General features: G+C 37.6%; 11 protein-coding genes. 9 read left to right on the top strand and 2 right to left on the bottom strand.

The features are described 5' to 3' along the window. Positions 1-3: 3 nt before the first annotated feature. The 7 genes from QK255_RS12205 to QK255_RS12175 all read left to right on the top strand — a co-directional run bounded on the left by QK255_RS12205 (position 4) and on the right by QK255_RS12175 (position 10082). Positions 4-1053, top strand: a complete 1050-nt coding sequence (locus tag QK255_RS12205) for a PTS fructose transporter subunit IIC (protein WP_002305530.1) — start codon at positions 4-6, stop codon at positions 1051-1053. Between the two features lie 11 nt (positions 1054-1064). Continuing rightward, complete coding sequence (locus QK255_RS12200) at positions 1065-3668, top strand: glycoside hydrolase family 38 N-terminal domain-containing protein (protein WP_002329806.1); 2604 nt, start codon at positions 1065-1067, stop codon at positions 3666-3668. Between the two features lie 115 nt (positions 3669-3783). Next, positions 3784-5433 (top strand): MutS-related protein, encoded by a 1650-nt coding sequence (locus tag QK255_RS12195; RefSeq protein WP_002329807.1) that lies wholly within the window; start codon positions 3784-3786, stop codon positions 5431-5433. Positions 5434-5748: 315 nt separating this feature from the next. Next, positions 5749-6684: an ABC transporter ATP-binding protein gene (locus QK255_RS12190; RefSeq protein ID WP_002329808.1), complete on the top strand. Its 936-nt coding sequence runs from the start codon at positions 5749-5751 to the stop codon at positions 6682-6684. Next, positions 6677-7447, top strand: a complete 771-nt coding sequence (locus tag QK255_RS12185; RefSeq protein ID WP_002287492.1) for an ABC transporter permease — start codon at positions 6677-6679, stop codon at positions 7445-7447. Before QK255_RS12190 ends, QK255_RS12185 begins: the two co-directional genes overlap by 8 nt. Before the next feature lie 289 nt (positions 7448-7736). Then, the gene (locus QK255_RS12180; RefSeq protein ID WP_002329810.1) at positions 7737-8720 is read left to right on the top strand and encodes a tRNA dihydrouridine synthase; all 984 of its coding nucleotides are present in this window, start codon (positions 7737-7739) and stop codon (positions 8718-8720) included. Positions 8721-9044: 324 nt separating this feature from the next. After that, positions 9045-10082 (top strand): zinc-binding alcohol dehydrogenase family protein, encoded by a 1038-nt coding sequence (locus QK255_RS12175; protein WP_002336176.1) that lies wholly within the window; start codon positions 9045-9047, stop codon positions 10080-10082. An 85-nt stretch (positions 10083-10167) separates the two neighbouring features. Here QK255_RS12175 and QK255_RS12170 read toward each other — a convergent pair whose 3' ends face one another. Both QK255_RS12170 and QK255_RS12165 read right to left on the bottom strand, forming a co-directional pair. Further along, positions 10168-10491, bottom strand: a complete 324-nt coding sequence (locus QK255_RS12170; RefSeq protein ID WP_002310520.1) for an AzlD domain-containing protein — start codon at positions 10489-10491, stop codon at positions 10168-10170. After that, on the bottom strand, positions 10478-11185 hold the full coding sequence (locus tag QK255_RS12165) for an AzlC family ABC transporter permease (protein ID WP_002315845.1): 708 nt from the start codon (positions 11183-11185) through the stop codon (positions 10478-10480). The genes QK255_RS12170 and QK255_RS12165 overlap by 14 nt, the downstream gene beginning before the upstream one ends. A gap of 459 nt (positions 11186-11644) precedes the next feature. Here QK255_RS12165 and QK255_RS12160 point away from each other — a divergent pair, with 459 nt between their 5' ends. Both QK255_RS12160 and QK255_RS12155 read left to right on the top strand, forming a co-directional pair. Next, positions 11645-12532 (top strand): Rgg family transcriptional regulator, encoded by an 888-nt coding sequence (locus QK255_RS12160; protein WP_002329812.1) that lies wholly within the window; start codon positions 11645-11647, stop codon positions 12530-12532. 559 nt (positions 12533-13091) lie between these two features. Continuing rightward, a complete protein-coding gene (locus QK255_RS12155; protein ID WP_002310516.1) occupies positions 13092-13385 on the top strand; it encodes a WXG100 family type VII secretion target in 294 nt (97 codons plus the stop codon). Positions 13386-13437 lie beyond the last annotated feature (52 nt).

The raw sequence follows: 13437 nt of genomic DNA, 5'->3' as shown, positions 1-13437 counted from the left end.
CTAATGGAATTCAAGAAACAAGGAAGAGAAATTTTAAATCATTTCCAAAGTGGGGTTTCCTATATGATCCCGCTTGTCGTAGCAGCAGGGTTACTAACTTCTATTGCAGTCATTTTTGGTGGCACAGGTGTTTGGGACCAGACGGATACATTCTGGGGAGTCCTGCGAATGATTGGTCAGACGGGATTACAGTTTATTGTACCGATGATTTCAGCCTATATCGCATATTCAATTGCTGACCGTCCCGGTCTAGCACCAGCTTTTATCACTGGGATGATGTGTCAAAATCTTGGTATGGGATTTATTGGAGGAATGGTTGCTGGATTAGCTTGTGGCTATTTAGCTAATGCATTGAAAAAAGTAAAAGTACCGATGCAAGTTATTAGTCTAAAATCAATTATGCTGATTCCTTTTGTTACTACATTAGTTGTTGGAATCATATTATGGTATGTACTAGCTACGCCTATTCAAGCAATGACAACAGGACTGACTAATTGGCTAGAAGGCATGTCAGGAGCAAATGCTGCTTTGATGTCGGCTATTTTAGGAGGAATGATGGCGTTTGATATGGGAGGACCTATCAATAAAATTGCATATGCTTTTGGGGTTGCTTCTTTTTCAAGCGGAAGCTTTGGACCTAGTACAGCCATGTTATTAGGTATTGCTATTCCGCCATTTGGAATGTTTTTAGCAACAATTTTAAACAAAAAACTTTATGATGAATCAGAACGAGATAATGCAAAGACAGCTATGATTATGGGCCTTGTTGGGATTACTGAAGGGACGATCCCGTTTGCCGTGAAAGATCCTTTACGAGTAATACCAAGCATCGTGGTGGGCACTGCAGTAGCATGTGGTCTAAATGGATTTTTTGGTGTTACTCAAGAAACAATGCTTTCAACCTTTATGGCAATTCCTTTTGTTACGAATATACCTCTATATTTAGTATCAATTGTTATTGGGGGAGTGGTTACAGCGTTAATGGTCAATGCACTAAAATCCATCAAGTATAAAAAAGAACAACAAGTAAATTCAGTAGAAGAAGGAAAGTAGGGGAATCTGACATGGTCAATGCACATATAATTCAACACACGCACTGGGACAGAGAATGGTATTTTACAAATGAAGATGCCATCGTATTGTCTGATCAGGTCTTTACTGAAGTTCTAGATGAATTGGAAAGGAACCCTAAAGTAAACTTTTGTTTAGATGGACAAACTTCAATCGTCGATGAGTATTTGGAGATCAATCCGCAAAAGCTTAAGGTTATCCAACGACTGATGAAAACAGGACAACTATTTGTGGGACCGTGGTATGCACAAACAGATGCCTTATTAGTGGATGCTGAATCAATTTTAAGAAACTTAATGATTGGGATCAGTGATACGATCCTTAAATATGGAGATCCAATGATGGTAGGGTATTTGCCTGACACGTTTGGGTTCAATGCGAATTTGCCTACACTTTTGCATCAAGTAGAAATCGATAATTTCATGTGTTGGCGAGGATTAAACTTTGAAACGATGGTTCCATCTCCTTACTTTATCTGGAAAGGATTAGGAGATAAATTTGTTTATGCCATGAATTTTCCATTTGGTTATATGACTGGAATGATGACCTTAGACGCAATTAAAGATATTCCTGAATTTGCAAAAGAAAAGTTGGATGAAGCAGTTGAAATGCTTCATATGCAAGGAAAAAACAAAGATATTTTAGTACCTTCGGGTGTAGATCAAAAGTCAATGATTTTAAATTTTGATCAAGTCGTAGAGAAGTTGAATAAATACAGTAAATTCCACAATATTATTTCAGATTATCCTTCTTATGTAGAAGTTATCAAAAATAAAAAAGAATTACCTGAATATAAAGGTGAACTTCGTCAGCCGGTTTACTCTCGTGTTCATCGTTCGATTGGCTCAGTAAGAACAAAAATGAAAATAGAAAATTTTAAATTGGAACAAAAAATTTTAAAACGAGTTGAGCCGCTCATGCTGATTGCAGAAAGAAATGGTATCCATATCAGTAAAGGCCTACTTCGTCGGTTATGGAAAAAGATTTTGCAAAACCAGGCTCATGATAGTATTGGTGGCTGTGTTTCAGATAATGTTGCGGAAGATATTTTCCATCGGATCAAAGAAGCTAATGAGATAGCCGACGGAATCGAAAACCTTATTGTAAAACGGATGGCTGATGCATTAAAGCTAAAATCGAATGAAGTCCTTGTTTTCAACACAACGACTGAGAATTATAGTGGATCGAAAATCGTGCATGTAGTAGCTGATTCAAAGAAAATACATTTCAAAGGCAGTCCCTATAATATCATTGAAAAAGAAGTTTATTTTCCAGAACGGAAAAATGCTTATCGGATGATTGCTACAGGTTTCGAATATTTTGATGAACCAGCTTATTATGAACTTGACATAAAAATAAATGTAAATGTGCCAGCGCTAGGATACACTGTTGTTGAATTTGAGAAAAATAATGAAAAATTAGAAACAGCAATCGAGATAGACAAAACTGAGATAAGTAACAATAAATATAAACTTTCTTTTAAGGATGGGCACTTGAATTTGATAGTTGGAGATAGACAATATCTTGATTTCGTTCATTTGATCGATTCAGCAAATGATGGCGATACGTATGATTATTCACCATTAGAAGGAGATACAGAACTATCTCTAAAATTTGAAACAGCTAAAGTATATAAAGATTCTTTACAAGAAACATTAGTGGTTTACGGAAAAGCTCAACTTCCTAAAAATTTAAAAGATCGTTTATCTGAAAAACCCGAAATGGAAGAAATATCTTATGAAATATCGTTCAGTCTGGGAGAAAGTCAAATCGTTGAAGGCACACTCAAAATTCATAATACTGTTTACTCGCATCGTATGCGCTTAGCAATTAATGTTTTAGATAAATCTGAAAAATCAATTGCACAAATTCAAAACGGATTTATTGAAAATACCCCTGATGTCATTCCTCCGGATTGGTCAGAAACTATGGTAGAGAAACCTGTTAATTTAGAAATATTCGATAAGAGTGTCTCTGTGGCAGAAAATGATCATTATTTTACTTTTTATGCAGATGGTTTAAAAGAGTATGAACGTATAGAAAATCAATTGATCATAACCTTATTTTCAACAACAGGGGAACTTGGAAAACCTAATCTTGCTTGGCGACCTGGGCGAGCTTCAGGAGATACGACAAATGAAGGGCATGTCATGATGGAAACACCGCTAGCTCAAGAAATAGGTGAGTATAAAGTCACTTTTGGATTTAATGTAGAAGAAGGAAGATTTAATGAGTTCAAAGTGGCAAAACAGGCAGAAAAACGGTTAGAACAATCTATTTCTTATCAAAAGCAGAAACTGAATGTATTTATTCACAGGTTAGATAACAAGATTTGGCCATTACAAAACGAACTTGATGTTCCTCGTAAATTTTCATTGATTGAATTACCTGAAGACTTAATTGTATCATCGATTTATCCTTCTTATTTTCATGAACAAGGATTTGTTCTTCGCTTAGCTAATCCAACAGAACAAGAAAAAATAGTACCTGAGGCTATCCTTTCCCTTGGGACAGTTGTCAATGCACTGGAGAATAAACAAGAATTAACAACAATTCCTCCCTATGATTATTTGTCAATTTTGATAAATGAGAGATAAATATGTAATATACAAGAAAAAACACCTTTTATTTTGAAAGGTGTTTTTTTACCCCCTTTTCAAATAGCGCAACAGTGCTATACTAAAGCTAACAAATAAAGGAACGGAGAGGGATATGGGTCAAAGAGAATTTATCGTTTCAATTATTATTGCAGTTGTTATTTTATTGGTCATTTTAGACATTTTTTCACGTTTGAAATTAAAGGAAACAGTTCGTAGCAAATGGGGAAAAATTCCTTATCAACCGAGATTTGATAAAGAAGAAAGCTTGAAGGAAGCATGGCTCACGGAGAAGAAGTTCCGTTCATGGGATAGCGAAATCGACGATCTTACTTGGTATGACCTGGATATGTTCGAAGTATTCGAAGGGATCAACAGTACCTATTCTAGTGTAGGTTCAGAAGCGTTGTATCAACGTTTACGCAGCTTTGATTTTGGCGAAGATCAGCAGTTAGAAAAACTGATTGCTTTTTATCAGGAAAATCCTCAACTGAGAGAAAAAATCCAATATCAATTCGCTCGTTTAGGAAAAAAAGATCATAATTTTGCAAAACAATATCTAGCGGATGGAAAAAGTAAAAAGATTGGACGCGTAGGTTTATTTATTTTTCTTGGCTTGCTTCCGCTGGTGGGTGTAGGTTTGCTTCTTTTAGGTCAAGTACTAGGAATCTATTTGGCAATCGGTGGGTTAGTATTCAATACGGTCTATTATCTAGTGAAGAAACAAACACTAGAAACAGAGCTGAATAGCATGAGTTATTTGGTTTCAACGATTTCAGCCGCTAATCAGTTAGCAAAACTGCCGACACCACTTCAAGAAGAGCTGAAACAGCAAACTAAACCATTAAGAGACATCCCTAAATTAGGTTTTTCATTTCGTATGAAGAGCGGGAGTGAAGCAGAGTTGATTTTTGAATATGTCAACATCATGTTCATGCTGCCATTTATCTCCTATCATTTCGTTCTCACTAAATTAGAAAAACATTCAACTGAAGCCATCAAGCTGTGGGAATTGCTGGGAGAATTAGAAGTAGCTGCTGCAATATTGAATTACCGTACTTATATGCCCATCACTTGCCGTCCGGAATTTACTGAGGGCGGTGTGACAGCGAAAGATATCTATCATCCATTGTTAAAAGAAGCGGTAGTGAATCCAGTCAACTGGCAGAAGAATACATTAGTCACGGGTTCCAATTCATCAGGAAAATCTACGTATGTCAAAAGTATAGCTATCAGCTGTATTCTAGCACAGACGATCCAAACAGCGATTGCAGAACAGTTTATCCTGCAACCTGGACATGTGTTGACTTCCATGGCAATCGAAGATGATTTATTTGAAGGCGATAGTTATTTTGTTTCAGAAATCAAATCGATCAAACGTTTGCTGGACCAAGTGGCTTCCAAAGAACGCTGTTACTGCTTCGTAGATGAGATTTTAAAAGGGACAAACACGATCGAACGGATTGCTTCTTCCGCTTCAGTCGTTCGGTGGCTTGCGGAGTATCCATCTTTAGCATTTGTCGCCACACATGATATCGAATTGACAGAGATTTTAAAGAATTATTGTGAGAATGTCCACTTTGAAGAACAAGTAACAGAAGGAAAAGGAATCAGTTTTGATTTCAAATTAAAAGAAGGACCTTCAAGGACCCGAAATGCGATTGCCTTGCTGAAAGTTTTGGATTACCCAGAGACTTTAGTAGAAACCGCAAAAACGGAAGCCGCGTCATTTGATGAAAAGCGGCAGTGGCATGTATTGGGATAGGCGAAGTGATCGAAAGTATTCATTGGATCAAAAATCTTGGCTTTTGCTTCCGCCGTTTATACGTGTTTAGAGCGTGAGACAAAAGTGTTCTTTACTTTTGTCTCACGCTCCTTTTGTTGCACATATGAATAGTAATCCTTTATCTTCGATTTGTTTTTTCTGAAAAGGTTGTCTGACTTCATCCGATTGATGTCTTTTATTAGAAGATTTTCCTGAGCCCAGCAACCTGATTTTTCGCTGGAACCAAGTTGTTTTTTCATCTGCTGTATTCCATGATACAATAAAGAATCATGTCTATAAGGAGATAGGAAATAAATGGCAAATGCGCTTGAAATAAATAATTTGAAAAAGGTTTATGGAAGTGGGGTCGAAGCATTGCGAGGAATCGATCTTTCCGTGAAAGAAGGAGATTTCTATGCGCTATTAGGACCAAATGGAGCTGGGAAGTCTACAACGATCGGAATCATTACTTCTTTAGTCAATAAAACATCTGGAAAAGTGAAAGTCTTCGGTTATGATCTGGATACGGATCTAGTCCGAGCAAAGCAACAGATTGGATTAGTCCCGCAAGAGTTCAATTTCAATCCCTTTGAAACGGTCCAGCAAATCGTCGTGAATCAAGCAGGTTACTACGGTGTGTCTCGCAAAGAAGCGATGAAACGCAGCGAAAAATATTTGAAGCAGTCCAATCTTTGGGAAAAGAGAAATGTCCGTGCACGTATGCTTTCCGGGGGGATGAAGCGAAGACTGATGATTGCTAGGTCATTGATGCATGAACCACGTTTGCTGATCTTGGATGAACCAACAGCAGGAGTCGATATTGAATTGAGACGCGAGATGTGGGAGTTTCTCCGAGAATTGAACGAACATGGTACAACGATCATTTTGACAACGCATTATCTAGAAGAAGCTGAAATGCTTTGTCGCAACATCGGGATCATCCAATCAGGTGAACTGATTGAGAATACTAGTATGAAAGAGCTTCTATCCAAACTGCAATTTGAAACATTTATCTTTGATTTAGCGCCATATGAGACCAAACCTGTGATTGAAGGATACGCTTGTACATTTGAAGATGAACAGACAATCGCTGTCGAAGTTGAACGAAATCAAGGGGTGAACGGAATCTTCGATCAGCTGACAAGACAAGGAATCAAAGTTCTTTCTATGAGGAATAAGTCGAATCGTTTAGAAGAACTGTTCTTGAAAATCACAGAAGAAAATGATCATACGGAGGAGAAAAATGTTTAATCTTTATTTTACTGCATTAAAAAGTTTAGCTATCAAGGAAACGAACCGCTATTTGCGTATATGGGTCCAAACACTGGTTCCACCAGTGATCACGACATCCTTGTATTTTGTTATTTTCGGAAAAATGATCGGTGGTCGGATCGGTGACATGGGTGGTTTTTCATATATGGAATTCATCGTGCCTGGTTTGATTATGATGTCTGCTATCACTAGTTCGTATGCCAACGTTTCTTCGTCCTTCTTCTCTCAAAAATTTCAGAAAAACATCGAAGAAATCTTGGTAGCACCTGTTCCTACCCATGTGATCATTTGGGGCTTTGTGATTGGCGGAGTGGGTCGTAGTATTCTCGTCGGCTCTCTCGTAACGATCATTTCCTTGTTTTTTGTACCACTTCATGTGTATTCATGGTTCATGGTCATCATTACATTATTGATGACAGCGATTTTGTTTTCGTTAGCAGGACTGCTCAACGGGATTTTTGCTCAGTCTTATGATGATGTATCGATCGTGCCTACATTTGTCTTGCAGCCGTTAACTTATCTAGGTGGCGTTTTCTATGCCATCTCGATGTTACCGCCCTTTTGGCAAGCTGTTTCGAAAGTCAATCCGATCGTTTATATGATCTCCGGTTTCCGTTACGGATTCCTTGGAACGATCGATGTGCCAGTAGCAACATCGATGATCGTACTTGTGTTATTCATCGTTGTTTTGTACGCCGTTACTTGGTATTTGATCAATAAAGGAAGAGGATTGAGAAGTTAGAAAAGAGGTTGTGAAATCAGCGTTTTGACCTGAGTATTAGAGAAACAAACGGGAAAATAGATCCTCATATTTTGTCGCTTGTTGAGCGAATACCGAGGGTCAGCTGATTGAACACCATTTATTCCGGAAAATGGACTGTGATAAGATTTTTGTCACAGTCTTTTTTGTTCAATCAGAAACATCTTTTAAGCTGTTCACTTTGCTTCTTTTTTTGTTTCCTAGTATAATGACAATGTTTTTGAGAAAGATTGCGACTTCACTGCTTGATAGAATGGAGAGTAACAAACAAATGACTACTAATTTTTGGAAAGAGCTGCCAAAGCCTTTTTTTGTTTTAGCACCAATGGAAGATGTAACAGATGTTGTATTTCGCCATGTCGTAAAGCATGCAGCAGCACCGGATGTCTTCTTTACTGAGTTTACAAACTCAGACAGTTTCTGTCATCCAGATGGAAAAGATAGTGTACGAGGAAGATTGACCTTTACAGAAGATGAACAGCCGATGGTTGCCCATATTTGGGGAGACAAGCCAGAATTTTTTAGAGAAATGAGCATTGCTATGGCAGAAATGGGCTTCCAAGGAATCGATATCAACATGGGCTGCCCAGTTCCTAATGTAGCAGAACGTGGAAAAGGCAGTGGCTTAATCCTTCGTCCAGAAGTAGCGGCACAATTGATTGAAGCAGCTAAAGCTGGCGGTTTGCCTGTTAGCGTCAAGACGCGTATCGGTTATACGGAAATGTCTGAGATGGAAGAATGGATCAGTCACCTACTTCATCAAGATATAGCCAATCTTTCTGTCCATTTGCGTACGCGTAAAGAGATGAGTAAAGTAGATGCACATTGGGAAGTCATTCCTAAAATCATTGCTTTACGTGACCAAATCGCTCCGCAAACACTAATCACGATCAATGGAGATATCCCCGATCGCCGGACAGGAGAAGAATTGGCTGAAAAATATGGCGTAGATGGCATCATGATTGGCCGGGGGATTTTCAAAAATCCTTATGCATTTGAAAAAGAACCGAGAGAACATACAGAAAAAGAACTGATTGGCCTACTTCGTCTGCAACTAGATCTGCAAGATCATTATTCAGAAATCATCCCACGTTCGATCACAGGACTGCATCGTTTCTTTAAAATCTATATCAAAGGATTTCCAGGAGCAAATGACTTGCGTGTTCAGTTGATGAATACGAAATCTACCGATGAAGTACGAGAGATCTTAGACACCTTTGAAAAAGAACATCCAACACTTTTCAGTGAACAATGATTTCTTGCTTGAACACCGTGAATCAGAGGTCGTGAAAAAGCTGTCCTGCATCAAGTCATAAGAACAGCCAAACAAAAATAGCTCCTCATATTTTATGAATATTGTAACTTGTGACCGAAGAGTTGGTAGGAGAACACCGTTTATCAGAGGTTGTGACAAAAGTCTTGTCGCAACCTCTTTTTTAACCAAAAAAGTGCAAATAGTTTACTTTAAGTAAGAGAATAATTATGATGGATAAAAAAGGTGGAACAAATAACATACTATATATATTGAAATGAACATTGTATGGATGCTCCAACTTGATGAAGCTAAGGAGGAATTCGTATGTCAGAAAAGGAATTAATGAAGGTAGTCGGTTTTTATGAAGGGTTGCCGATTGATGATCCAAAAAGCTTTATGGATGAAAAAGAACAGGTACCTGTACCCACTTCACAGGATCTTCTGGTAAAAGTCAACGCAGTATCTGTCAATCCTGTCGATACGAAACTTCGCCAAGATAATGGGATAAGAAATGCTTTGCGTATCTTAGGGTTTGATGGGGTCGGGAAAGTCGTTGCTGTAGGTGATGAAGTGCAAAAATTTTCTGTCGGCGATCGCGTGTTTTATGCAGGTACAACAACAAGAGCAGGAAGCAATCAAGAATACCAACTGGTTGACGAACGTATTGCCGCTCTTGCACCGAAAAATCTGTCAGATGAAGAAGCCGCAGCGTTGCCATTGACTTCATTGACCGCTTATGAATTGTTATTTGAAAAATTTGGTCTGATTCCAGAAGAAAATGCCAACCGCGGGAAAAAAATCTTAGTGATTAACGGAGCTGGGGGCGTCGGTTCGATTTTGAATCAGCTAGCGCATTGGGCTGGTCTAGAAGTCTATGCGACTGCAAGTCCGAAGAATTTTGAATGGCTGAAAAAAACAGGCGTAGACTATCCAATCGATTATCATCAAGACTTAAGTAAAAGTTTTCGTGAATTGGGAATCGATCAAGTAGAGTATGTCGCTGTATTATTCGATATTACCCGCTATTTTGATCAAATCAAGCACCTTGTCCGACCATTTGGACATGTGGGAACGATCGTAGGAATCAAAGAGCCGTTAGACATAGGTGTTTGGAAAAACCAATCTATCAGTTTCGACTGGGAGTATATGTTCGCTAAAACAGACTATAACTATGAAATCGAAACGCAAGGAGAAGCTTTAGCGCACATTGCTGCTTTAGCAAACGAAGGGATTATCCGCAGTACATTGAGCAAGGTCTATTCAGATGGGATCAATGCGAAGAACTTGAAACAAGCAACCAAAGACGTAGAAACAGGACATATGTTAGGAAAAGTCGTTGTTAGTGGTCCGTTCAACGGATAAGCAATAATACGCCGATTTTCTTCTTATTATAAATAAAAAACAAGAGCGCATGACAGTAATTTGTCATAAGCTCTTGTTTTTTTATTTATAATAAGCGAATCAATGAAAGGGAAAGAATACCTACCAAGACGATCACCAATAAGCTTTTTGAAAGAATAGCAGCTAAAAGCGTAGGAACTGAAGCCAAAGCATTTTCGAGATTGATCTGCGGCAGATGTCCGATGTTCTGGGTAAATAGACTGCTGAACCATAAAGCAGACATAATGACGATTGGGACAAAACTTAAATACTCAAGCAACGGTCGCGGTAAGTCGAATTTTTTCAGTAAGACAAACGGTAGGACCCTAGAAAGCCAAGTCGCTAGAGTACAACCTAAAATAGTCAGCAATGTAAACTCAAAAGAAGGCATGTTTGATCCACACCCCCAATCCGCACCCGATCAGTGTTACAACTACGATCACTAAGTTGCTTGGGATAAAAATCAGTCCGACATATACCAGAATCAAAGTGAGACCAATCAGAATCAACTGTAATCGTTTAGAGGTGTTTCTATCAGAAATGACTTGAAGATAAAGTAAGCCGATAAACATAGCGACGATGGCGAAATCCAAACCAAACTTTTTCGGATCAGTAATAAAATTACCTAAAAGTGCGCCAACAAGAGAAGAACCCACCCACGTCAAATAAGAAATCCAATTAGCTGTATTCATCCAACGAAAGTTTAACTTTTGTCCCGTATAGTTCAATTTATTCATTCCCAGAGCGAAACTTTCATCTGTCAGCAATGTGCCAATGAGCAGATTTTGAATCAGCCGATTTTTCTTGAAATAAGGGGCGATCGTCATACTCATCAAAATCATTCGGGAATTGACTAGAAAGGTCGAGAGAACGATGGAAAGCAACGGACTGTGGCTAGCAAGCATACTAACCGTGATAAATTGGGCGGAACCAGCATAAATCAGCAGGGACATCAACGTGACGACCAGCGGATGAAACCCGGCAGCTTTCCCAACGATACCAAATGCAAGTCCAATACCGATATAACCAAAAACGGTAGGTAACGTGTCTTTGATCGCAGTTTTTATATCTAACTTTTCATCCAATAACAAAACTCCTTTAGCACGACATAAATTTTCATAATTGTCGTCAAACTTGTGAATATTCTAAATTTTTATTTAACGTTTGTCAATGGTAAATAGTTCATACGAGGGGCATACTTAGAAGATAAAATTCTACTAGAAAAAATAAAAATGAGTATTTTTCATATAGCAAAAATAAAATAACGTATTATATGTATTAATTTACCGCTTATTCTTTATCCCCTAATGGATTGCAAAATTATAAAACAACTATTATGATTAAGTTTTTTTAAAAATACTGGTAAATGAACAATTGGTTTTAACAGCGATGATATCATGAAAAACAAGGAACGTCTTACGAAAAAATGATTTTTAGAAATGAAAAATGAAGATCTGATGGATTGGTATATGTTATTTCATACAAAATCATGTTGCGATTGTTTTCAACTGAAGGAGAGCCATATTTATAAAGGAGTTGGCAAAATGGAAGTATGGGAGATCATCGAATTTGTTCGAAAGCAAAAAGGTATCTCCGTAGCAGAATTATGCGGAAAGGAAGTCAGCCGATCCGTTTACGAACGGTTTGTAAAAAATCAAGCAGACACGACAGTTAGCAAATTTTCATATTTTTTACAAAAACTCAATCTTGGTTATGATGAACTGAGGATATTCGATTATCCGCCGGAAGTGGCAAACATGGACCGGATGATGAAAGAAATGGTTTTAGCATTTATGAATCAAGATAAAGAAGAATTGCAACATTTGATCAGCCTGTGCGAAGAAAAAGGAGACATCACTCAAAAGGAGAGACATCTAGCTAGTTTATGCAAATTACTGATTGCTCGTATAGTAGATGAGCCAATTGATGTTGCTGATTCAGAAGTTTATCAGTATCTGATTTATGCACAGACATGGACGAACTATGAGTTGGTGTTATTCAATCATTGTATGTATGCTTTTGATCCATTCTTTATCGATTTAGTGTTAGATAAAGCATTAGTCAGTATTTCCGCTTATCAAAACAGCAAGGATCGAAAGAATGAGAGCTTTCGGATGCTGGCAAACGCGATTATCCATTTTATCCAGCAGCAACAACGCGGACTAATTTGGAAATATATCTCAAAACTTGAAGCAGTCTTTTTAGAAGAAGATATGTTCTTTGAACGAAATCAGTATTCCCTACTCACTGGAATCTGGGAGATGATCAAAGGAAATGAAAAAGGAAGACAAAAAGTAAACCAAGCGTTGCAGATTTGTCAGCAACTTGGTGCAACGAAATATCATAAAATGAATCATGAACTTTTGAGAAATGTAGAAAGAATCTATGAAATCGATTTTCAATTAGACGAATTACTAGTAGTAGACAAATAAAAAGAGAGACAGCCGAGGTGTTACATCAAATACCTTGGGTATTTTTTTGCATGAAAAATATCAAAAGGATAATGAGACAATAAAAATCAAATCAAAAAAAATTTTTTCAAATATTTACGTACTTAATAAATGGGAGAATATTCACCACATATAAAACGAAGGAGGATCATCTGCATTTACAAGAGGGAATATTCGTTCTGGATAGAAAGAAAAGGGGGACAGAGGAGTATTGTCAAGTAAATATTAGCCGTTTTTTTTATATTTTTTTGAGAAAGAACATAAAACATTAAAATATCAGCCAGTTTTTAAGAATTATTTCAAAGTGATTTGTAATAAATTTAAAAAGGTCATACTTAGAAAAATATGTGAGATTAGAAATAATTTGTATAGTTATTTTTCTTGGATTTTTGACCAGTCAAAAAAGGAGGAATAAGGAGGCAAAATAACACGTCGTATACGACACATGATGTGCGTGAATGCTACATTTTGACCACAGAGACAAAAAATAGTTTATGATGTACGCGTAACAAAAAATAACTTTTTATTAGGAGGAACAAACATGGCAGGAGCAATTGCAGTCACACCCGAACAGCTTAAATCACAGGCAAAGGTCTACCAGCAGGCAGCATCTCAAATCCAAGATGCGATCAGAAAGGTCAATTCCATGAACCAACAAATCGCTCAACAATGGAAAGGACAAGCCTTCCAAGCATATTTAGAGCAATACAATCAGCTGGAAGGAAATGTCAAACAGATGGAGCAGTTATTGGAAAGCATCAATCAACAGTTGAACAAGTATGCTGACACTGTGGCAGAGCGGGATCGTCAAGACGCTGGCTCATTTGGATTTTAAGCAATAAGGCAATAATAATTATTCAGTTTTGAGTGATCAGCAGACACATGAC

Origin of the sequence: Enterococcus sp. ZQ21, from assembly GCF_030053755.1 — a bacterium.
In the GTDB taxonomy this organism is placed as follows: domain Bacteria; phylum Bacillota; class Bacilli; order Lactobacillales; family Enterococcaceae; genus Enterococcus_B; species Enterococcus_B lactis.
The sequence above is the reverse complement of the archived record's forward strand: the minus strand, read 5'-3'. Positions and strand labels throughout refer to the sequence as shown.